The sequence below is a fragment of the Blastococcus sp. SYSU D00868 genome (assembly GCF_054050575.1).
This window is the reverse complement of the sequence record NZ_JBJGZO010000044.1, coordinates 1-22,039: the sequence shown is the minus strand read 5'-3', so window position 1 is coordinate 22,039 and position 22,039 is coordinate 1. Positions and strand designations below refer to the sequence as shown.

General features: G+C 77.4%; 12 protein-coding genes. All 12 read left to right on the top strand.

Features of this window, described 5'->3' with window-relative positions; genetic code table 11:
• The first annotated feature begins 54 nt into the window (after positions 1-54).
• The 12 genes from ACI79F_RS23195 to ACI79F_RS23140 all read left to right on the top strand — a co-directional run bounded on the left by ACI79F_RS23195 (position 55) and on the right by ACI79F_RS23140 (position 21,951).
• A complete protein-coding gene (locus ACI79F_RS23195; protein WP_456546012.1) occupies positions 55-858 on the top strand; it encodes a PP2C family protein-serine/threonine phosphatase in 804 nt (267 codons plus the stop codon).
• Complete coding sequence (locus ACI79F_RS23190) at positions 855-2,594, top strand: FHA domain-containing protein (RefSeq protein WP_456546011.1); 1,740 nt, start codon at positions 855-857, stop codon at positions 2,592-2,594. Before ACI79F_RS23195 ends, ACI79F_RS23190 begins: the two co-directional genes overlap by 4 nt.
• A complete protein-coding gene (locus ACI79F_RS23185) occupies positions 2,591-4,168 on the top strand; it encodes a serine/threonine-protein kinase (protein WP_456546010.1) in 1,578 nt (525 codons plus the stop codon). Before ACI79F_RS23190 ends, ACI79F_RS23185 begins: the two co-directional genes overlap by 4 nt.
• A complete protein-coding gene (locus tag ACI79F_RS23180; protein ID WP_456546009.1) occupies positions 4,165-4,998 on the top strand; it encodes a hypothetical protein in 834 nt (277 codons plus the stop codon). Before ACI79F_RS23185 ends, ACI79F_RS23180 begins: the two co-directional genes overlap by 4 nt.
• Positions 4,999-5,058: 60 nt before the next feature.
• A complete protein-coding gene (locus ACI79F_RS23175; RefSeq protein ID WP_456546008.1) occupies positions 5,059-11,028 on the top strand; it encodes an Ig-like domain-containing protein in 5,970 nt (1,989 codons plus the stop codon).
• A gap of 13 nt (positions 11,029-11,041) precedes the next feature.
• On the top strand, positions 11,042-12,010 hold the full coding sequence (locus ACI79F_RS23170) for an AAA family ATPase (RefSeq protein WP_456546007.1): 969 nt from the start codon (positions 11,042-11,044) through the stop codon (positions 12,008-12,010).
• 50 nt (positions 12,011-12,060) lie between these two features.
• On the top strand, positions 12,061-13,266 hold the full coding sequence (locus ACI79F_RS23165; RefSeq protein WP_456578954.1) for a DUF58 domain-containing protein: 1,206 nt from the start codon (positions 12,061-12,063) through the stop codon (positions 13,264-13,266).
• Entirely contained in the window at positions 13,263-15,461 is a 2,199-nt protein-coding gene (locus ACI79F_RS23160; RefSeq protein ID WP_456546005.1) for a transglutaminaseTgpA domain-containing protein, read from the top strand. Before ACI79F_RS23165 ends, ACI79F_RS23160 begins: the two co-directional genes overlap by 4 nt.
• Entirely contained in the window at positions 15,458-19,840 is a 4,383-nt protein-coding gene (locus ACI79F_RS23155) for an FtsK/SpoIIIE domain-containing protein (protein ID WP_456546004.1), read from the top strand. The genes ACI79F_RS23160 and ACI79F_RS23155 overlap by 4 nt, the downstream gene beginning before the upstream one ends.
• Positions 19,841-19,965: 125 nt before the next feature.
• The gene (locus ACI79F_RS23150; protein WP_456546003.1) at positions 19,966-20,235 is read left to right on the top strand and encodes a hypothetical protein; all 270 of its coding nucleotides are present in this window, start codon (positions 19,966-19,968) and stop codon (positions 20,233-20,235) included.
• Positions 20,236-20,330: 95 nt separating this feature from the next.
• Complete coding sequence (locus tag ACI79F_RS23145) at positions 20,331-21,437, top strand: hypothetical protein (RefSeq protein ID WP_456578953.1); 1,107 nt, start codon at positions 20,331-20,333, stop codon at positions 21,435-21,437.
• A 7-nt stretch (positions 21,438-21,444) separates the two neighbouring features.
• On the top strand, positions 21,445-21,951 hold the full coding sequence (locus ACI79F_RS23140; protein ID WP_456546001.1) for a hypothetical protein: 507 nt from the start codon (positions 21,445-21,447) through the stop codon (positions 21,949-21,951).
• Positions 21,952-22,039 lie beyond the last annotated feature (88 nt).

Below are 22,039 nucleotides of genomic sequence, written 5' to 3'. Positions count from 1 at the left end.
GCGCGCGCCGCTCCGGCACCGGATGCCGGGCGGCGGATCCCGACAGGAGCCGAGATGTCGCAGGTCGAGCTGACCTGGGGGGTGTCCACCCACGTCGGGCAGCGCAGCGAGAACCAGGACCGGTGCCTCGCGGCGCCGCCGCTGTTCGCCGTCGCCGACGGGATGGGCGGCCACGCCGCGGGCGGCGCGGCCAGCGAGGCCGCGGTGACCGAGCTGGCCGCCGCCTCCGACGGGCCGACCGTCGCCGTGGCCGCGCTGCGCGCGGCGCTCGAGCGCGCCGACGACCGCATCCGCCGGCTCGGCGGCCCCGACCCCGAGCTGGGCGCGGGCACCACCGTCGCGGGGCTGGGGCTGATCGAGAACGGCGGCGGGCTGTTCTGGGTCGTCTTCTCGATCGGCGACTCGCGCGTCTACCGCTGGGCCGCCGGCACCTGGGAGCAGATCAGCACCGACCACTCCGTGGTGCAGGAGCTGGTCGACAGCGGCGAGATCTCCGCCGCGGAGGCGGCCACCCACCCGCAGCGGCACGTCGTCACCCGCGCCCTCGGCCTCGGGCCGGGCTGCGAGGCCGACTACACCGTGCTCCCCGTCGAGGGCGGCGAGCGCTTCCTGCTGTGCTCCGACGGGCTGACCGGCGGACTGCCCGCGGAGCGGATCGCCGAGGCCGTGGCCGGCGGCGGGGACCCGCAGGAGGTGGCGGAGCGGCTCGTGGACGACGCCGTCGCGGCCGGCGCGGACGACAACGTCTCGGTCGTCGTCGTGCACGCGCACCGGCGGGAGGCGGCGGCGGCCGGGGCGGACGTCGACGCCGAGGCCGTCACCGTGCCCCGGCTGCCGGCGGACGGGGCGCGGGCGTGACCGCCCCGGGGACCTGGCGCTACCGGCCGGGACCGCACTGGGCCGTGGTCGGCCCGCGGGCGGCGGTGCTGCTGGTCGGGGAGTCGGCGTTGCCGCTGGCCGAGCGAATCTGGCCGCTGCTGGCGGGCCCGCAGGCCGCGGCGGACCGGGTGCTCGACGAGATGGCCCGCGACGGGCTGGCCGGCCTGCCGTCGTTCGCGCTGGTCGAGACGGCGGACGCGGGCGTCCGGCTGCTGGTCCGGGGCACCGCCCTGGCCGGGCTGCGCCCGGCCGACGGCGCGGCCGAGCGGGTGCTGGACGGCGCCGGGTTCCGGTCCTGGCGCGAGGACGTCGTGCACGGCGTGGCGTCCGCGGTGCTCTCCGTGGCCGACGAGGCGCCGACCGGCGGGGAGCTGCCGGTGGTCGGCGGGATCGTCCGCGCGGCCGGGCTCGCCCTGGTGCTGGACGGGGAGCTCGCCGCGGCGCAGTCCCCGTCGGCGACGGCGACCGAGGAGGCCGCCCCGGGTCCCGCGGCGGACCCCGTGCCCGACCCCGTGCCCGACCCCGTGCCCGCGGCGGCCGAGCAGCCCGGCGCCGACGCGTGGGGCCTCGTGCCGCCCGCGGAGCCGCCGGCCCCCGCGGCGGCCGACCCCGCCCTCACCCTGGACCAGGAGTCCTGGGACTCCGAGCGGGGCGCCGGCCCGGCCGGCGAGCGGGTCGCGGAGCCACCCGTCGCGGAGCAACCGGTCGCGGAGCAACCGGGCGCCCGGCCCGCGCCGGCGACGCTCACCTGGGGCCGGCCGACGTCCGCCCCGGACGGTCCGGCGCCCGCCCACGACTCGTACCACGACCTCGTCGCCGGGATGACGGTCCTGGGCAGCGTGGAGGACGCCGCCGTCCGCGGCGCCGACGAGCAAGGGCCGTCGCCCGCCACCGCGGGTCCGGCGAGCTGGCCGCCGCCCACGACCGCCCCCGTGCCGGGTCCGCCACCACCGGCACCGGTGCCGCCCGCGCCGGTGCCGCCCGCCCCCACCCCCCAGGCGCCCGCGCCGGGGGGCGGCGGCCTGATCAGCAGCATCCCGTTCCTCGGCGGCGCCGCCGGCTCCCCGCCCGCGGCGGCCCCGGTCCCGCCCGCGGCGGCCCCGGTCCTGCCCGCTGCGTCCCCGGTCCCGACCCCGGTGCCGGGCGGCCGGCACGCGCAGCCGCTCGGGCCCGCGGACGACGCGGAGGCCGGGCTCACCGTGGCGCGGGTGCCCGGCCGGGGGGCGGGCGGGCAGACCGCGGGCCCCAGGGCGGGCCTGCTGCGCGCCGTCCTGTGCTCCGCCGGGCACGCCAGCCCGCCCGAGGCGGACGTGTGCCGGGTCTGCGGCGCCGACGTCAGCGCCGCGCCGCAGCAGTGGGTGGAGCGCCCGGTGGTCGGCCGCCTGCGCTTCGACGGGCCGCCGGGGATCGTGCCGGTCGCCGGCCCGCTCGTCATCGGCCGGGCGCCGCGGGCGGACCGGGTCAGCGGGGACGCGGTGCCGACGATGGTCCCCGTCCCGGACGCGGAGGGTGACGTCTCGCGCTCGCACCTGCGGGTGGCGGTCGAGGGCTGGCACGTGATCGTCGTCGACCTGGGCACCACCAACGGCACCGTCGTCACCGATCCGAACGGGGAGAGCCGCCGGCTGCGGCCCGACGAGGAGAAGCTGCTGCTGCCCGGCTCCCGGGTGGTCCTCTCCGACACGGTCGCGTTCGTGTTCGAGGCGCAGCCGTGACCGCGCCGTCGCGCGCCGTCCCGCCGGAGATCCCGGGCTTCGTCGACGGGCGCCCGCTGGGCTCCGGGGGCTTCGCGGAGGTGTTCCTCTACCGCGAGCTCATGCCGGAGCGGGACGTCGCCGTCAAGGTGCTCGGCGAGCGGCTCGGGGACGACGCGAGCCGGCGGCAGTTCGTCGCCGAGGCCAACCTGATGGCGTCGGTCGCCAAGCACCCGGCCGTGCTCGACATCTACCGGTACGCCGTGACCGGCGACGGCCGGCCGTTCATCGTGATGCCGTACTGCTCCCGCTCCGACCTGGCCCAGCAGGTCCGGCGGCAGCCGCTGTCGGTCCCCGAGGCGCTCAGCATCGGCATCCGCATGGCCGGCGCGGTGGAGACCGCCCACCAGCTCGGCATCCTGCACCGCGACATCAAGCCGGCGAACATCCTGGTCACCGACGCCGGCGACCCCGCGCTGACCGACTTCGGCATCTCGGCGACCCTGCACGACTCCGCGGGCATCGAGGGGCTGTCGGTGCCCTGGTCGCCCCCGGAGGTGCTCGACGACCCGGCTTGCAGCAGCCGGCAGAGCGACGTCTACTCCCTGGCCGCCACCGTCTGGCACCTGCTGGCCGGGCACTCGCCGTTCGTCGTCCCGGGCGGGCAGAACGACGTGCCCACGTTGGTCCGCCGGATCACCGAGGACCCGGTGCCGCCCATCGGCCGCGGCGACGTCCCGCCGCGGCTCGAGCGGCTGCTGGCCCGCGCCATGGCCAAGGACCCGGCGCTGCGTCCGGCCACCGCCCAGGAGCTCGGCCGCGACCTGCAGGCCATCGAGGGCGAGGAGGGCTACGCCGAGACGCCGCTGCGCGTGCTGCCGGCGCCGGCCGGGCGGACGGCGCCGTCGGCCGCCGCGGTCCCTCGTCCCGCCGTGGTGCCGGACGCGGACGCGTCCCCCACCATCGGGCCCGGGACCTCCCGGACCCCCGGATGGACGGCGCCCCCTCCCGCGACCCCGCCGCCGCTCGCCCCCGCGCCCGCGTTCGCCCCGCCCGGGACCCCGGCCGCCGCGCCCGCCGAGGAGCGCACCCAGGACCGGTCCGGGCAGCCCCCGGTCGAGCAGACCGTGCACCGCCCGGCCGTCCCCGCGCCGGAGCCGCCGGCGGCCGAGCCGGAGCGGCGCCGCGGCCGGCTCGGTGCCGTGCTCGTGGCCCTCGCCGCGGCCGTGGTTGCCGCCGGCGTCGTGCTCGCCGTGGTCCTCGGCGGGAGCGACGAGGAGCCGGCGTCCCCGGAGCAGACGGCCACGGCCGCCCCGACGCCGCTGGCCGCCGTCGTCCCCACCCCCGAGCGGCTGGCCGGTGTCCGGCAGCCGGACGGCACCGTGCTGTTCACCTGGACCAACCCGGAGCCGGCCGACGGCGACCTGTGGCTGGTGCGGCGCGTGGACACGGCCGCCCCGACGGTCGAGCGGGTGGGCGACCCGGCGCTGGTGGTCAGCGGGCTGCCGGCCGGGCAGCAGGCCTGCATCGAGGTCTCGCTGGTGCGCGCGGACGGGCGCGCGTCGGTCACCCCGGCGCGGGGGTGCGCCGGATGAGCGAGGCCGCCGGGGAGGCCCGCGCGGCGGTGGTGTTCTGCGGGGAGCGGCACGACCTGCGCCCGGGCGCCGCGTTCACCATCGGCCGGGACGCCGACCTCGTCGTCGACGACGACAACCCGTTCCTGCACCGCCGGCTGCTGAGCATCGAGCAGACCGGGGGGCTGTGGTGGCTGGCCAACACCGGGGCCCGGCTGACCGCGACGGTCAGCGACCGCGACGGCCTGCTGCAGTCGTGGCTGGGCCCGGGCGCGGCGGTGCCGCTGGTGCTGCCGCACACCGTCGTCCTGTTCACCGCCGGCCCGACCACCTACGAGGTCGAGGTGCTGGTGCCGGCCACCTACGTGCCCGTGGGCGCCGCACGCGACGCCGGTGACGGCGCGACCACGCTGGCGCCGCCGGTGCTGACCCCCTCGCAGTACCTGCTGGTGCTCGCCCTCAGCGAGCCGCTGCTGCGGCAGGCCGTGGGCGGCCGCGCCGAGATCCCCACCAACGTGGAGGCGGCCCGCCGGTTGGGCTGGGCGCTGACCCGGTTCAACCGCAAGCTGGACAACGTCTGCCAGAAGCTGGCCCGCAGCGGGGTCCGCGGGCTGCACGGCGCCCGGGCGCGCTGGCCAGCGGGCGCCGGGCGCGGCTGGTGGAGTACGCCGTCAGCAGCCGGCTGGTCACCGCCGACCGGCTGCACCTGCTCGACGAGCCGCAGCACGACCCCGTCGACGACGCGTGACGGTCCGGTCCGGCCCGCGGGAGGCGTACGGGCGGGACCGGTGGGACGGGATGGTCCAGCGGGGCGCGACTCGGGTCCGCTGCGTTCCGCAACCGCGTGGTGACGCCTAGCCTTCCCCCGTCCGGACGGAGGTCCGGGACGGGGGCGGCACGGGGGTCGGGTCATGGCTGGGCTGAGGACCGCGCTGGCGCGTCGCCGCCGCCTCCTCTCCGGCGGCTCGGTCACCCTCGCGGCGCTCACCCTCGCCGGCTTCGCCCTGGTGGACCCGGGCACGCCGACCGCCGAGGTGGAGCTCAACGACGCCGGCGTCTGGGTGACCAACGGCGACGAGCTGCTGGTCGGCCGGCTCAACGGCCAGATCGGCGAGCTCGACGGCGCGGTGGTCTCCCCGGCCGGTGACCCGGACGTCGTCCAGGAGGGCGGCACGGTCTTCGCGGTCGACTCCGGGGGCGGCGCGCTCCAGTCGCTGGACGTGGCGTTCGTGTCCCTCGACGACCCGGTCGACCTGCGCCCGGGCTCGACCGTGGCGCTGGGCGGCGGGCGGCTGGCCGTCACCGACCCGGTCACCGGGGACGTGTGGGTCCGCGACGCGGGGGCGATCGGGGCCCTGGCCGTCGACGAGGACGCGCCGACGCTGACGCTGGGCCCCGAGGCCGTCGTCGCCGTCGGTCCGACCGGCGTCGTCGCCGGCGTCTCCCCCGAGGACGACGAGCTGGTCGTCCTCGACCCCGACGGCGGCACCGCCACGGTGCCGCTGGGCCGCGACGTCGACCAGCCGCAGGTCACCGTCGTCGGCGACCGGGCCGTCGTCCTCGACCCCGAGCGCGCGCAGCTCGTGACCGGCGACGGCGACGTCCTCGACCTCGACGACGAGGGCACCGCGGTGCTGCAGCAGCCCGGCCCGGCCAGCGCCGGGGTCCTGGTCGGCACCGACGCCGCGCTGTGGGAGGTCCCCCTCGACGGCGGGGGCCCCGCCCGGCTGGCCGACGGCACGGGCGGTCCCGTCGCCCCGGTGCGCGTCGCCGGGTGCGCGCACGCGGCGTGGTCGGGCGACCCCAGCTACGCCCAGGACTGCGGCGCGGCCGGCCGCCGTCAGGAGGCGATCCCCGGCGCCGAGCCCGGCGCCCGCCTGAGCTTCCGCGTGAACCGCGACCGGGCCGTGCTCAACGACCTCGACCTGGGCACGGTCTGGCTGCTGGACGAGGACGGGCTCACCGTCGCCGACAACTGGGACGAGGTCCGCCCGCCGGACCCCGACGACACCAACGACGAGCAGTCCGACTCGTTCGACGAGGCCGAGACCCTCGACCGGACCGCGCAGAACCGCCCCCCGGTGGCGCAGGCCGACGCCTTCGGCGCCCGCCCCGGCGTGCCCACGCTGCTCCCGGTCCTGGACAACGACTCCGACCCGGACGGCGACCTGCTGGTCGTCAACGCCGTCCGGGAGCCCGACGCCTCCCGCGGCACCGTGACCGTGGTGCAGGGCGGCAGCCGGCTGCAGTTCACCTCCGCCCCGGGCGCGACCGGCGCGGTGACGTTCTCCTACGCGGTCGACGACGGCCGCGGCGGCGTGGACGAGGCCGAGGTCACGGTCACCATCCGGCCGTGGGACGTCAACGCCGTGCCGCAGCTCAAGCCCTCGGCCCGGGCCCGCACCGTCGTGGTGCTGGGCGGCACCGTGGTGCACCAGGTGCTCGGCGACTGGATCGACCCCGACGGCGACGAGCTCACGCTCGTGTCGGCGACGACCGTCGCCTCCGCGGCGGTGCGCTCGACCGCCGACGGCCTGGTGACCTTCGTCGACGCCGGCACCGAGCCGGGCCTCAAGCCGGTGGCCCTGCGGATCGGCGACGGCATCGCCGAGGTGGACGGCGCCCTCTCGGTCGAGGTGCGCCCGGAGGGCGACCTGCCGCCGACCGCGCGCGGCGACCACGTCACCGCCTTCGCCGGCGAGACCGTCGTCGTCTCGCCGCTGGCCAACGACTCCGACCCCAACGGCGACGAGCTGCGGCTGTCCGCGGTCCCGCCGACCGCCGAGACCGCCGTCGTCCCCGACTACGTCGCGGGCACCTTCGCCGTCTCCTCGGCCCGCGTCGGCACCCACTACCTCGTCTACACGGTCGCCGCCGGCCCGGCGACGGCCGAGGGCCTGGTCCGCCTCGACGTGCTGGCCGGCGGGACGAACACGCCCCCGGTCGCCGTCCGCGACCTGGCCCTGGTCCCGCCCGCCCGGTCGACGACGGTCGACGCGCTGGCCAACGACGTCGACGTGGACGGCGACGTCCTCGTGCTCACCGGGGTCACCGTCTCGCAGGGCTCGGGTCTGCGGGTCAGCGTGCAGGACCACCGCTTCCTCACCATCGCGGCCGACGCGCTGCTGCAGCGGCCGCAGACGATCACCTACACGGTCTCCGACGGCACGGCGAGCGTGCAGGGCGCCGTGGTGGTCCGCAGCGTCCCGCCGAGCGCGACCGACCAGCCGCCGATCACCGCGCCCGACACCGCCACCGTCCGGGCCGGCGACGTGCTCACCCTCGACGTGCTGGCCAACGACAGCGACCCCGACGGCGACGAGCTGACCCTGCTGCCCGAGCTGACCGAGCACACCGGCGGCGGCACCGTGACCGTGGTCGGCAACCGGCTGCACGTGCTGGCCCCGGACGGCGCGGGCACCGTCCGGGCGGTCTACCAGGTCGCCGACCCCTCGGGGCAGCGCTCCTCGAGCCAGGTGACGCTCTACGTCCGCGCCCGCGACGACCAGAACAGCCCGCCGACGCCGAAGCCGCTGACCGGCCGGGTGTTCGCCGGCGGCTCGGCGCGCATCGAGGTGCCGCTGACCGGCATCGACCCCGACGGCGACTCGGTCCGCCTGGTCGGCGTGGGCAGCGCGCCCACCCGCGGCCGGGTGGTGGAGGTCGCCGCCGACCACCTCGTGTACGAGGCCTACGGCGAGACGGGGACCGACTCCTTCACCTACGTCGTCGAGGACGGGTTCGGCGTCCCGGCCACCGGCACGGTGCGGGTCGGCATCGCCCAGCGGCCCGCGGGCAACCAGCCGCCGGTCGCGCAGGCGGACTCGGTGACGACCCGCCCCGGACGCGCGGTGACCGTGGACGTGCTGGCCAACGACGCGGATCCGGACGGCGACCAGCTCGTCATCGGCGGGGAGTTCCCCGAGGCCGGGGACCTCGACGTGCGCCTGTCGGGCACCCGCGTCCGGGTCGTGGCGCCGCAGTCGGGTGAGGTCACCGTCGCCTACACGGTCGAGGACGGCCGCGGCGGCGAGGCGACCGGTTACCTGACCGTGCGCGTGGACCCGGCCGCCCCGCCGCAGCCGCCGGTCGCCGTGGACGACGTCGTGTCCACCGACGTCCTCGTCCCCGGCGCGCCCGTCCCGGTCGCGGTGCTGGACAACGACCGCGACCCCGACGGCTCGGCCGAGGACCTCACCGTCTCGGTCGACGGCGGCGACGCCGTGGCGCGGGTCGACGGCGACGGCCGGGTGCTGGTCACGGCCGCGCCCACCCGGCAGACCGTCCGCTACACGGTCACCGACGTCGACGGCCTGTCCGCCGGCGCCGTCGTCCTCGTGCCGGGTGCGCAGGACCTGCCGCCCCGGCTCCGGGCCGGCCTCGCGCTCGAGGTCGGGGCCGAGGGCGCGACCTGGCAGCTCGACGAGCTCGTGGAGGACCCGGAGGGCGCCGACGTGCGGCTCACCGGGCGGGTGCTCAGCGCCACCCGGTCCGACGGCTCCCCGCTGGCCGAGGGCGCCACCGCCCTGCACTTCACCCCGGCGCCGGGCGTCTACGGCCCGGCCTCGCTGACCTTCGAGGTGACCGACGGGGCCGGGCCCGAGGGGCGGCAGGGCCGCACCGCCGTGCTCACCGTCCCGATCCGGGTCGTCACCGACGTCCCGCAGCCGCCGGCCTTCCCCGGCGCCTCCCTGACCGTGGCCATCGGCGAGGGCCCGGCGACCCTGGACCTCGAGGACCTGGTCACCGACCCCGACGGCGGCACCGTCCGCTTCGGCCGGCCCAACCCGGACCCGGCCGGCTTCGTCAGCTCCCTGGACGGCAACGTGCTCCGCGTCGAGGCGGCGCCCGGCGCCCCCGCCGGCACGGTCGGCCGGCTGATGCTGGCCGTCACCGACGACACGACCGACCCGCAGCCGGCGCCGGTGGACCTGGTCCTGGTGTCCAGCAGCCGCCCGCTGGCGCAGGCCGTCGCCGACACCGCCGTCGCCGACCAGGGGGAGCGGCTCGACGTCGCCGTCCTGGCCAACGACGTGAACCCCTACCCGGGCGAGCCGCTGGTGGTCGAGTCCGCGCGGCGGGTGTCCGGCGACGCCGAGGTCGGGGTCTCCGGCGACCGGGTCACCGTCACCCCGGGGGCGCGCTTCGTCGGCGAGGTCACGGTCGAGTACGTCGTCCGGGACCGCACCGGGGACGCCGCCCGCGAGGTCCGCGGCCTGCTCGCCGTCACCGTCCGCGGCGCCCCGGACCAGCCGGCCGCGCCCACGGTGCTCGAGGTCCGCAACGCCACGGTGGTGCTCTCCTGGCCCTCCCCGGTGGCCAACGGCGCGCCGATCACCGGCTACCGGGTGGAGGGCTCGGGCGTCTCGCAGGACTGCCCGACGACGACCTGCACCATCGCCGGGCTGCGCAACGGCGACACCTACACGTTCACGGTGACCGCCCGGAACGAGGTCGGCGACAGCCCGGCCAGCCCGGCCTCCGGCCCCGCCCGGCCCGACACCCGCCCCGACCCGCCGGCCCCGCCGGCGCTCCGGTTCGGCGACGGCTCGCTCGACGTCACCTGGGCCGCCCCGCGCAACGAGGGCTCGGCGATCAGCGGCTACGACGTGGAGATCTCGCCGGGCGGCGCCGCGGTGCGGGTGGTCGGGACGTCGCACACCTTCACCGGGCTGACCAACGGGCAGAGCTACCAGGTCCGGGTCCGCGCCGTGAACTCGGCGCCGGAGCCCAGCGAGTGGAGCGGCTACTCCGCACCCGAGGTCCCCGCCGGGGTGCCCGACGCCCCGGCGGCCCCGACGGCGGCCCCCGCGGGCGCCGAGGTCGGCGGCTCGGTGCGCGTCTCCTGGACCGCTCCGGCGGACAACGGCGCCCCGATCGACGGCTACCGCCTCGCGATCTACCGCAACGGCGCCCTCGAGGGAACGCAGCAGTTCCCCGGCGGGCAGACCTCGACGGACATCCAGGCGCAGAACGCCAACGACTACACGTTCGCGCTGGTGGCGGTGAACAAGGCCGGTCCCTCCGCCGAGAGCCCGCGGTCCGCGGTCGTCCGCGCCTTCGGTGCGCCGGCGGCGGTCGGCGCGGTCTCCGCGACCCCGGGGGACGGCTCGGCGACGCTGGCGTTCGAGGCGCCCTCGGACAACGGGCAGGCGATCTCCCGCTACGAGGTGCAGGTCAACGGCTCGGGTGCGGCGGCCCTGCCGGCGAACCGGGTGGTGACCGGCCTGTCCAACGGCGCCGACTACTCCTTCGCCGTGCGCGCCTGCAACACCTACTGCGGGGCCTGGAGCGCGCCGTCGAACACGGTCCGCCCGTTCGGTCCCCCGCCCGCGCCCGCCGTGGTCAACGCCTCCGGCTCGTGGAAGACGGTGTCGTTCTCCTGGAGCGCCTCGTCCACCAACGGGCGGCCGATCGCCCGCTACGAGATCAGCGTGGACGGCGGCGGGTGGCAGGACGTCGGCGGCGCGACGAGCTACGGCCCCGTCGGCAACGGCTACTCCCAGTCGCACTCGATCCAGGTCCGGGCCGTCGACTCCGGCGGCCTCGCCGGCCCGGCCCGCGGCGCGACCGGCAACACCAGCAGCCCGACGGTGTCGGTGTACCGCGGCGCCAGCGCGGTGGGCGTGGGCACCTGCACCCACAGCAGCTGCGGCTACATCGTCGTCGAGGTGCACGGCATGCAGCCGGGCAGCTACGAGATCGGCTACGGCTCGACCGCGGCCGCCGGCGGCGACCTCAACGCCACGGACAACTTCATCTCCGTCGACGGCGCGGGCAACGGGGTCCGCGACCGCCCGAAGTACTTCGGGTTCCCGGGCCAGCAGGTCTGGGCGACCGTCGACGGCGTCACCTCCCCCCGCTACACCTGGCCGAACTGACCGGAGCCCCGACATGACCATGACCCCTGACGAGGCCCGCTGGTTCGCCGGCACGGTCGACGCGATCGTCGCCAACGTCGGCCGCGCGGTGCTCGGCAAGGAGCACGTCATCCGCCTGGCGGTGACCTGCCTGCTCACCGAGGGCCACCTGCTGCTCGAGGACTACCCGGGCACCGGCAAGACGTCGCTGGCCAAGTCGCTGGCCAACACGGTGCAGGGCACGCAGAGCCGGATCCAGTTCACCCCGGACCTGCTCCCCGGCGACGTCACCGGGGTGACCGTCTACGACCAGCGGACCCAGCGCTTCGAGTTCCACAAGGGCCCGATCTTCTCCAGCATCGTGCTGGCCGACGAGATCAACCGGGCCTCGCCCAAGACCCAGTCCGCGCTGCTGGAGGTCATGGAGGAGGGGACCGTCACCGTCGACGGCGTCCGGCACGACGTGGGCAGCCCCTTTATGGTCATCGCCACCCAGAACCCGGTGGAGCAGGCCGGCACCTACCGGCTGCCCGAGGCGCAGCTGGACCGGTTCCTCATGAAGACCTCGCTGGGCTACCCCGACCACCAGGCGACCGTGGCGCTGCTGGCCGACGCGAGCACCCGCAGCCGCGCCGGCGAGCTCAGCCCGGTGGTGACCGCCGAGGTGGTGGCGCAGATGGCCGGCCTGGCCGACACCGTCCACGTCGACCCGGCCGTGCTCGAGTACGTCAGCACGATCGCCACCGAGAGCCGCCGCGCGGCCGACATCCGCGTGGGCATCAGCGTCCGCGGCTGCCTGGCCCTCGTCCGCGCCGCCAAGACGTGGGCGGCCGGCCAGGGGCGCCACTACGTGGTCCCGGACGACGTCAAGGCCCTGGTCGAGCCGGTGCTGGTGCACCGGGTGCTGCTCGACCCGGAGGCCGAGTTCGCCGGCCGGACCGCGGCGCAGGTCATGCAGCAGGTCGTCGCCGACATCGCGCCCCCGGCGCAGCGGGCGGCGTGAGCCGGCGCCTCCGGGCGCCGCCGGGGGGCCTTCGGCGACCCGCCCCGGCGGTGGCCCGCGCGTGGGCGGCCGTCCGCGCGTGGACGGCGCCGGTCGCCGGGCGGCTGCGGGGCGGCTGGCTGCGCCCGGCCGGCTGGGGCGTGCTGCTGCTGGCCGCGGTCGCCGGCGGCGCCGGGCTGGCGCTGGGCTGGTCGGAGCTGGTGAGCCTCGGGCTGGCGGCGCTGGTCGCCGTCGCCGGCGCGGCGCTGTTCGCCCTGGGCCGCAACACCTACCGGGTCACGCTCGAGGTGCCGGTCGACCGCGTGGTGGTCGGCGAGCCCGCCGCCGCCCGGCTCGAGGTCGCCAACAGCGGCACCCGCCCGGTGCTGCCGGCCCGGCTGGAGGTGCCGGTCGGGCGGGGGCTCACCGGCTTCGCGCTGCCCCGGCTGGCGGCCGGCGCGGCGCACGACGCGCTGCTGGACGTCCCCACCGCGCGGCGCGGCGTGGTCGTCGTCGGCCCGGTCCGCTCGGTGCGCGGCGACCCGTTCGGACTGGTCGGTCGCACGCTGGCGTGGGGCGAGCCGCACCCGGTGTTCGTCCACCCCCGCACCGTCCGGCTCGACGCCTCGGCCACCGGCTTCCTCCGCGACCTGGAGGGGCAGCCGACCAGCGTCGTGTCGACCAACGACATCTCGTTCCACGCGCTGCGCGAGTACGTGCCCGGCGACGACCGCCGCTACGTGCACTGGAAGAGCACGGCCCGCACCGGGACGATCATGGTCCGCCAGTTCGAGGACACCCGGCGCAACCACCTGGCCATCGCCCTGGACGACCTCGCGGCCGGCTACACCGACGAGGCGGACTTCGAGCTCGCCGTCTCCGTCTGCGGCTCGCTCGGGGTGCAGGCGCTGCGCATGGAGCAGGACCTCACCCTGGCCACGGCGCAGACGCTGCCGACGGGGACGACGACGCGGCTGCTGGACTCCCTGTCCGCGCTCGAGCTCCGCCGGGAGGGCCGCGACTTCGCCGCCGTCACCGAGGGGATGTCGCGGTCGGCGCGGTCGGTGAGCACCGTGGCGCTGGTGACCGGCTCGGCGACCCCGACCGAGGTCGTGCGCCGGGCCGCCGAGCGGTTCGCCCCCGACGTCCGGGTGCTCGCCGTCCGGGTGGGCAGCGGCGCCGAGGCCGCGCACCGCGCCGTCGGCCGGCTGCGCATGCTCACCCTCGGCTCGCTGGACGACCTCCCGCGCCTGCTCCGCCGGGCGGCCGTGGCATGACCGCCCGTCCCTGGGCCCGCGTCGCGGGCGTCGCCGCGCTGTGCGCGCCCGGCCTCGCCGGCTTCCTCGCCGCCTTCGGGACGGCGCGCGGCCCCATCGCCGGCGCCGCCGGCGTGCTCCTCGGTGTCCTGGTCGGCTGGGCCGCGGCGTCCCTCCGCCTCTCCGCGGTGACGACGGCGGCGCTGCTGGTGCTGGCCGGCACCGCGGCCGCCGGCCCGGCCGCGCTGCCGGACACCACCGTGGCCGGCGCCGTCCCCACCCTGGACACGCTGCGCGCCCTGCCGGGCGGGGTCGTGCAGTGCTGGCGCGACCTGCTGACCACCCCCGCGCCGACCGGCGCCGTCGGTCACCTCCTGCTCGTGCCCTACCTGACCGGGCTGGGAGCCGGCGTGCTCGGGGTCAGCCTGGCGCTGCGCTCCCGCCGCCCCGGGTGGGCCGTCGTCCCGGCGCTGGGCGTGCTGGTCACGGCCGTCCTGACGGGCACTGCGACCCCGGTGTCGCTGCTCGCCACGGGCGGGCTGTTCGCCGTCCTCGCCGTGGCCTGGGCGGCCCTCACCGCGCCGGGCGCCACGCTGCCCGCGCCGGGCCGCGCCGCCGCGGGTGTCGCGCTGCTGGCCGTCGCCGGCGCCGCCGGCGGCCTGGCCGGCCCGGCCGTCACCGGGCTGGGCGCCGACCGGCTCGTCGTCCGCGACCTGGTCGAGCCGCCGTTCGACGTCCGCGACCACGCCAGCCCCCTGGCCGGCTTCCGCCAGTACGTCAAGGACGAGCGGGAGACCGCGCTGTTCACCGTGTCCGGCCTGCCCGAGGACGGGCTGGTGCGGCTGGCGACCATGGACGCCTACGACGGCGCCGTCTGGGACGTCGCCGCGGGCACCGGCGGGGACGGCGGCTCGTCGGGCTCCTTCCGCCGGCTGCCCGTCGACACCGCCGACGACGCCCCCGACGCCACGGTCACCGTCGAGGTGGAGGGGCTCACCGGGGTCTGGCTGCCCGTGACCGGGGACCTCCGCTCGGTCTCCTTCGGCGGCGACCGGGCCGACGAGCTCGCCGAGGGCCTGCGCTACAACGCCGAGACCGGCACCGCGCTCGTGGCCGGTGGCCTGCGCGCGGGCGACAGCTACACCTTCGCCGCCGACGTCGTCTCCCCGCCGGCGGCCGGGGAGCTGGCCGGCCGCGCGGCCGCGCCGATCGCGCAGCCGACGGTGGCGGAGGTGCCCACCGTCGTCGCCGCCGCCGCGGACGCCATCGGGGACGCGCAGGGCGCCTACGCCCGCGCGCAGGCCATCGCCGACACGCTCAGCCAGACCGGCTACTTCAGCCACGGGCTGCCGACCCAGGCGACCTCGCGCGCCGGGCACGGCGCCGGCCGGCTCACCGACCTGCTCGGCGCCGAGGTGTGGGTGGGCGACGAGGAGCAGTACGCCGCCGCGGCCGCGCTCATGGCCCGCGCCCTGCAGCTGCCGGCCCGCGTCGTCATGGGCTTCGCGGTGCCCGACGCCGACGGCGGCGAGGTCCGCGGGGACGACGTCACCGCCTGGATCGAGGTCGCCTTCGAGGGCGTGGGCTGGGTGCCGTTCCAGGTCACCCCGGACGACTCCCGGATCCCGCCGGAGCAGGCCCCCGAGCCCGCGCCGCAGCCGAAGCCCGAGACCCAGCAGCCGCCGCCCCCGGTGGAGCAGCCGCCCCCGCCGCTGCCCGCCCGCGGGGACGACGACGGCGACGCCGACGGGGAGTCCTCCGGCCTGCCCGGCTGGCTGGCGTCGGTGCTGGCCGTCGTGGCCTGGGTCGGGGTCCCGCTGCTGGTCCTGCTCCTGCCCGTCCTGGTCGTGGTCGCGCTCAAGGCGCGGCGGCGGCGCCGCCGGCGGCGGACCGGCACGACCGACCAGCGGGTGGCCGCCGGCTGGGCGGAGGTGCTGGACGCGCACGTGGACCGCGGCGCGGACCTGCCACGGGACGCCACGCGCCGCGAGGTCGCGCAGGCGGTCGGCCGGCCGGGCACCGCGGTGCTGGCCGAGCACGCCGACGCCGCCGTGTTCGCCGGCGGCACCGTCACCGAGGACCAGGCCGGCGCCTTCTGGTCGCTGGTGGACTCCGAACTCGCCGACCTCGCGTCCGTGGGCCTGCGCGCCCGCTGGCGCGCCCGCCTGAGCCTGCGCTCCCTGCGGCGGCGGACCGCTCCCAGGAGGACGACGTGAAGCTGAAGCTCACCCTGCTGCGCCCGGGGGGCGACGCCGCCGACCTCGTCGTGACCGTGGAGCCGACCGCGCCGCTGCGGTCGGTGGCCGAGGCGCTGGCCGAGCGGGACCCGCGCGGCGCGGGCGTCAGCTACGCCGGCCAGGTCGGGCTGCGGCTGCACGGGGACGACGGCCGCACCACGCTGCCGCCGCCGGACGCGACGGTCACCGACGTCGCGCTGCGGTCGGGCAGCCGGGTCAGCCTGGCGCCGATCACCGAGTTCCGCGAGGCCGGCCGCGGGGCGCCCGTGGCCACCCTGCGGGTGGTCGACGGGCCCGACGCCGGCCGGGAGTTCCCGCTGCCGCAGGGCACCTCGCTGATCGGCCGGGCGCGCTCCAGCGACGTCCGGCTCTCCGACCCGCTGGTGAGCAAGGAGCACGCCCGGCTCAACGTCGGCGACACCGTCGAGATCGTCGACCTGCGCAGCGCCAACGGCATCCTCGTCGGCGGCGGCCAGGTCGAGCGCGCCGTCCTCGGCCGCGACGACGTCGCCGTGCTGGGCGAGACGACGATCGCCGTCGTCCAGCACCGCGCCGCGGGGGAGGGGCAGGGCGCCGGCCCGACACTCGACTTCAACCGGTCGCCGCGGCTGACCGAGCGCTACACCGGCCGGACCTTCGACGTCCCCGAGGCGCCGACCCCGCCCCGGCCCAGCCGGCTGCCGGTGCTCTCGCTCATCGCCCCGCTGGTGCTGGGCGCGGTCATCTACGCGGTGACCCGCTCGGTGTACTCGCTGCTGTTCGTCGCGTTCAGCCCGATCCTCGGCGTCGGCACCTACCTCGAGGGCCGGATCGGCAACAAGCGCACCCACCGCCGGGCCCGGGAGGCCTGGCGCGCCCAGCTCGCCGAGCTCACCGCCGAGGTCGACGCCGAGCACGGGCGCGAGGCGGCCGTGCGGCGGGCGGAGAACCCGTCGGTCGCCGAGGTGGGGACGGCCGCGGTCCGGCAGACGACGCTGCTGTGGAGCCGCCGCCGGGAGATGCCGGAGTTCCTCCAGGTGCGGCTCGGGCTGGGCCGGCAGGCGTCCCGCAGCTCGGTCGCCGACGACCGCCAGCGCGGCGTGGAGCTGGACCTGCAGCGCGACCGCGAGCAGCTGGTCGCGCACGCCGCGGAGGTGGACGGCGTCCCCGTGGTCGCCGACTTGCGCGGTGTCGGCGCGGTCGGGGTCGGCGGGCACGGCGAGACCGCGGCGGCCGTCGCCCGCGGCCTGCTGGTCCAGCTCGTCGGGCTGCACTCCCCGGCCGACCTTGTCGTGGTGGGGGTCGCGGCGGCCGGCACCGCCCGCCGCTGGGAGTGGCTCAAGTGGCTGCCGCACACCAACTCGCCGTACAGCCCGCTGCCCGGCGGGCACCTGGAGACCAGCCCGTCGGGCTGCGCCGAGCTCGTCGGCGCCCTCGACGACCTGGTGGAGCGCCGCCGCGGCACCCGGCCGGCCGACGGCGAGGACCCGGCGATGCCGCGGATCGTCGTCGTCGTCGAGAACGACGCCCCGGTCAGCCGCGCCCGGCTGGTGCAGCTGGCCGAGCGGGGCGGCCCCGCCGGCGTGCACGTGCTGTGGGTGGCGCCCTCGGTCGAGCGGCTGCCGGCGGCCTGCCGGGTGTTCGTCGACGTCCCGCCGCAGGGCCCGGCCGCGGCCGGCCTGCCCGACGCCGGCGAGCTGGTCACGCCGCTGGAGGTGGAGCCGGTGAGCGCCGAGCAGGCCGAGCTGCTCGGCCGGCGGCTGGCCCCGGTGGTGGACGTCGGCGCGCTGGTCGACGACGCCAGCGACCTGCCCGTGAGCGTGACCACCCTGTCGCTGACCGGGCCGGCGCTCGGCGCCTCGGCGGCCGCGGTGGCCGAGCGGTGGACCGAGACCGACTCGCTGCCGGTGCGCGAGGGCGACCCGGTCGTGCCGCGCCGCGCCCAGCTGACGCTGCGCGCGGTGGTCGGGCAGAGCGCCGGCTCGGCGATGCACCTGGACCTGCGCACCCAGGGCCCGCACGCGCTGGTCGGCGGCACGACCGGGTCGGGCAAGAGCGAGTTCCTGCAGACCTGGGTGCTGACCATGGCCGCGGCCTACTCGCCGGCCCGGGTGACGTTCCTGTTCGTGGACTACAAGGGCGGCTCGGCGTTCAAGGACTGCGTCGACCTGCCGCACTCGGTCGGCATGGTCACCGACCTGTCACCGCACCTGGTCCGGCGCGCGCTGACCAGCCTGAACGCCGAGCTGCGGCACCGCGAGGAGCTGCTCAACAGGCACGGCTACAAGGACCTCGCCGCCATGGAGAAGGCCGGCGTCCCCGGCTGCCCGCCGAGCCTGGTGATCGTCGTCGACGAGTTCGCCGCGCTCGTGCACGAGGTGCCCGAGTTCGTCGACGGCGTGGTCAACGTGGCCCAGCGCGGCCGCTCGCTGGGCCTGCACCTCATCCTCGCCACGCAGCGGCCGGCCGGCGTCATCAAGGACAACCTGCGGGCCAACACCAACCTGCGGGTCGCGCTGCGGATGGCCGACGAGGCCGACTCCGTCGACGTGCTGGGCACGCCGGTGGCCGCGGGGTTCGACCCCGAGCTGCCCGGGCGCGCGGTGGCCAAGACCGGGCCGGGCCGGCTGACCGTCTTCCAGTCCAGCTACTCCGGCGGCACCACGCCCGACGAGGCGCCGCCGCCGGAGGTGCAGGTCGACGAGCTGGCCTTCGGCCCCTCGGCCCGCTGGGAGCGGCCGCTGGTCGAGGAGGCCGGCGAGGAGGGGCCGGCGGACATGACCCGGATGGTCGCCACCATCACCGCGGCCACCCGGCACCTGGAGATCCCGGCGCCGCGCCGGCCGTGGCTGCCCGCCCTGGCCGAGGTGTACGACCTGGCCCGGATGCCCCGCGCCGACATGCGGGTGGACAGCCGGGTGGTGCTGGGCGTCGGCGACGTCCCCGAGCGGCAGGTGCAGCCGCCGGTCGCGTTCGAGCCCGACCGCGACGGCAACATGGCGGTCTTCGGCACCGGCGGCACCGGCAAGTCCGCGCTGCTGCGCACGGTGGCGGTCTCCGCCGGGCTGACGGTGCGCGGCGGCGCCTGCCAGGTGTACGCGCTGGACTTCGCCGGCGGTGCGCTGACGATGCTCGAGGAGCTGCCGCACGTGGGGGCGGTGGTCCTGGGGGACGACGGCGAGCGCGTGCTGCGCCTGCTGCGCACGCTGCGGGCGCTGATCGACGACCGGGCGCCGCGGTGGGCCGCCGTCCGCGCCGGCTCGCTCGGCGACTACCGGCGGCTGGCCGAGCGTCCCGACGAGCCACGCATCGTGCTGCTCGTTGACGGGCTCGCCGCCTTCCGGCAGGAGTACGAGTTCAGCCGGCGGAACAAGACGTGGGACCTGTTCACCGGCATCGCCGCGGAGGGACGCCAGTTCGGCGTGCACGTGGTCGTGTCCGCGGACCGGCCGGCCACGATGTCCTCTGCGCTGGGCTCGGCCATCCAGCGGCGGCTGGTGCTGCGGCTGGCCGACGACAACGACTACGCGCTGCTGGGCGTGCCGACCGACGTCCTCGGGGCCACCTCGCCGCCCGGCCGCGGCATGCTCGACGGCCAGGAGTGCCAGATCGCCGTGCTGGGCGGCTCCCGGTCGGTGGCCGACCAGGCCGCCGCGGTCTCCCGGTTCGCCGCGGCGCTGCGCGACGCGGGCGTGCAGGAGGCGCCGGAGGTCGGCCGGCTGCCCAGCCGGGTGCCGCTGTCGGCGCTGCCGGTGGCGGTCGACGACCTGCCGACCATCGGCGTGGACGACGAGGAGCTGACGCCGCTCGGGGTGGACCCGCGGGGTGCGTTCATGATCTCGGGGCCGTCCGGGTCCGGCCGGACGACGGCGCTGGTGACGCTCGCGCTGAGCGTCGCCCGCTGGCGGCCCGAGGCCCGGCTGGTCTACCTGGGCAACCCGCGGTCGGCGCTGCTGACGGCGGTGCCGTGGGCGGCGACGGCCACGGACGCCGAGGCGGTCGCCGCGCAGGCCAAGGACGTGCTCGCGCGGATCGAGGACGACCGCGCGCCCTTCCACCTCGTCGTCGTCGAGCGGATCGCCGACCTCAACGGCACGCCCGCCGAGGCGCAGGTCGCCGCGCTGGTCAACGCGCTGCGCACCCGCGGGCACGGCGTCGTCGGGGACGGCGAGACCGGCCAGCTGACCGGCTTCCAGGCGCCGATCCAGGCGCTGCGGGCCGAGCGGCGCGGGTTCGCGCTCCAGCCGGACGCCAACGACGGCAGCGTGCTGTGGCAGGCGCCGTTCGGGGCGCCGGTCCGCGCCGAGTTCCCGCCCGGCCGCGGCTTCCTGGTCGTGCGCGGGACGGTGCGCCGCGTGCAGCTCGCGGTGCCCGAGTGAGCGCCGCGGGGGCCACCCGGAAGGGCCATGGGGAGTCCTCCCCATCGACGCCCTGAGGCGACGCCACACAGACTTCGTCACGACGGCGGAGACGCCTGACAACCACCACGAGAGGGGAACAGATCATGACCATGAGCCACGGGATGAACGTCGGCGAGGTCCGTCAGCTCGGCACCCAGCTGCAGACCGAGGGCGGCCACATCCAGGAGATGGTCGGCCGCATCGAGGGCCTCGTCACCAACGCCGCGTGGGTCGGCCCGGACGCCGAGGCGTTCAAGGGCACCGAGTGGCCGACGATCAAGGCGGCCTTGGTCAACGCGGCCGACCAGCTGAACAACTTCGGCATCCGCGCGATCCAGAACGCCGACGCGCAGGAGCAGGTCAGCGCCGGCTGACGCCGCTGGTGGGAGGGCGGCCGCCCTGACCGGCGGCCGCCCTCCGCCCTGTCCTCGACGCACCCCGCAACGGAGACCACATGATCACTTCAGGGATGGACCTGGCGGAAGTCCGCCGCCTCGTCCTCGACCTCGGCCGCGAGGCCGACGCGCTGCAGTCGGCCATCGGCCGCGTCGAGGGGCTGGTCGCGCGCAGCACCTGGGTCGGCGCTGACAGCGACGACTTCCGCGGGTCCGGGTGGCCCAGCGCCCGCCAGTCGATGCAGCTGGCGGTGCAGGGCGTGCAGGACCTGGCGCGGCTCGTCCAGGGCAACGCCGACGCCCAGGAGCGCGTCTCCACCGACATCGCCGGGGGCGGCGTGGCCGGGGTGGCCGTCGGCGCCTCCGCGACGGCCGCGGCCGTCGCGGGCGGGGCGCTGAGCGCCGCGAGCCTCGGGCAGATGGCGAGCGTCGTCAGCGCCCTGGTGGCCGACGGCCGGCTCTCCGCCGAGGACGCGCCCGCGCTGCTCGCCGCCCTCGGCGCGCCCGGCGCCGCGGCCGCCCTGGCGCGGGTGCAGTCGCTGGTCGCGGCGATCCAGGACCCGCGGGTGCGGGCCAGCGTCGAGGCGAGCGTGGAGCGGGCCGTCAGCTGGAGCACCACCGGCGCCGGCCGGGCGGGCGGCGTCGACTACACCTACGACGTCCGCGCCGAGGCCTCGGTCCGCGCGGACGCCTCGGCCAGCGCCACCCTCGACAGCAACGGCCTGGCCCTCCAGGCCGAGGCGGGCGTCGTGGCCTCCGCCCGGGCCGAGGCCTCGGGCACCCTCGGCAACGACCTCCTCGGCGCCAAGGGCACGGCCTACGTCGAGGCCGAGGCCAGCGCGACGGCCAGCGCCGGCGCCCACATCGGCCCGGACGGCGTCACCGCCAACGCCGGCGTCGAGATCGGCGCGCACGTCGAGGCCGGGGCCAGCGGCAGCGTGCACCTGAGCGGCATCGAGGCCGGCGCCGAGGTCAAGGCCTACGCCGGTGTCACGTTCGAGGCCAACGCGGAGGTCGCCGCCTCCTGGGACGAGATCGGCGGCCACTTCGAGTTCGGCGGGGCGCTGGGCATCGGCGCGGGCGTGGAGTTCGACCTGAGCGTCAGCCCGAAGGACATCGCCGAGGACCTCGACCCCCGCAACTGGGACCTGCCCGAGGTCGACCTGAGCTTCTGGGACTGAGGACGAGATGACGCAGCAGCAGGAACGTGAGGACGTCGTCCGGGACGTCGTGGACGTCGGGGTCCGGATCCGCCTGGCCATCCCGCCGGGCTGGCGGGAGGCGCCGGTGGAGGGCACGGTGCTCGTCGTCGGCGGGCCCCTCGAGGACCGCCCGCACACGCTCGTGCCCTCCGTGCAGATCGGCATCCGCCGGGCGGAGAGCGCCGAGGCGGTGCGGCAGGCCGTCGGGGGAGTGGTCCGGGAGCTCGACGAGCCCGAGATCGCCTTCGAGGGCGCCGGCACCGGCCCCAGCGGCCACCCGGAGGCGGTGCTCGAGGTGGCCCACCGCAACAAGCTGACCCGGGCCACGCAGGTGTCGATGTTCCGGTCGATCCTCCTGCCCGACGACGGCCGGGCGGTGAGCGTCGTGGCCACGATCGGCGGCGGGGCGTCGCGGGAGGCCCGCGACGCGCTGCGGACCATCGTCCGGTCGGTCGCCGTCGGCCCGCTGCCGCCGGGGGTCACGGCGGACTGATCCCCGCCGCCGGGCCATCCGGACGCCGCGCGAGGCCCGGTACCCCTCCGGCGTCGTCGTGCTCTGCCCACACCGCTGGGCAGAGCAC

Excerpts from the sequence above, each read along its gene's own strand:
- ACI79F_RS23145 (WP_456578953.1), top strand. The coding sequence starts at position 20,331 with ATGGACCTGGCGGAAGTCCGCCGCCTCGTCCTCGACCTCGGCCGCGAG.
- ACI79F_RS23150 (WP_456546003.1), top strand. The coding sequence starts at position 19,966 with ATGACCATGAGCCACGGGATGAACGTCGGCGAGGTCCGTCAGCTCGGC.
- ACI79F_RS23140 (WP_456546001.1), top strand. The coding sequence starts at position 21,445 with ATGACGCAGCAGCAGGAACGTGAGGACGTCGTCCGGGACGTCGTGGAC.
- ACI79F_RS23175 (WP_456546008.1), top strand. The coding sequence starts at position 5,059 with ATGGCTGGGCTGAGGACCGCGCTGGCGCGTCGCCGCCGCCTCCTCTCC.
- ACI79F_RS23180 (WP_456546009.1), top strand. The coding sequence starts at position 4,165 with ATGAGCGAGGCCGCCGGGGAGGCCCGCGCGGCGGTGGTGTTCTGCGGG.
- ACI79F_RS23160 (WP_456546005.1), top strand. The coding sequence starts at position 13,263 with ATGACCGCCCGTCCCTGGGCCCGCGTCGCGGGCGTCGCCGCGCTGTGC.
- ACI79F_RS23195 (WP_456546012.1), top strand. The coding sequence starts at position 55 with ATGTCGCAGGTCGAGCTGACCTGGGGGGTGTCCACCCACGTCGGGCAG.
- ACI79F_RS23170 (WP_456546007.1), top strand. The coding sequence starts at position 11,042 with ATGACCATGACCCCTGACGAGGCCCGCTGGTTCGCCGGCACGGTCGAC.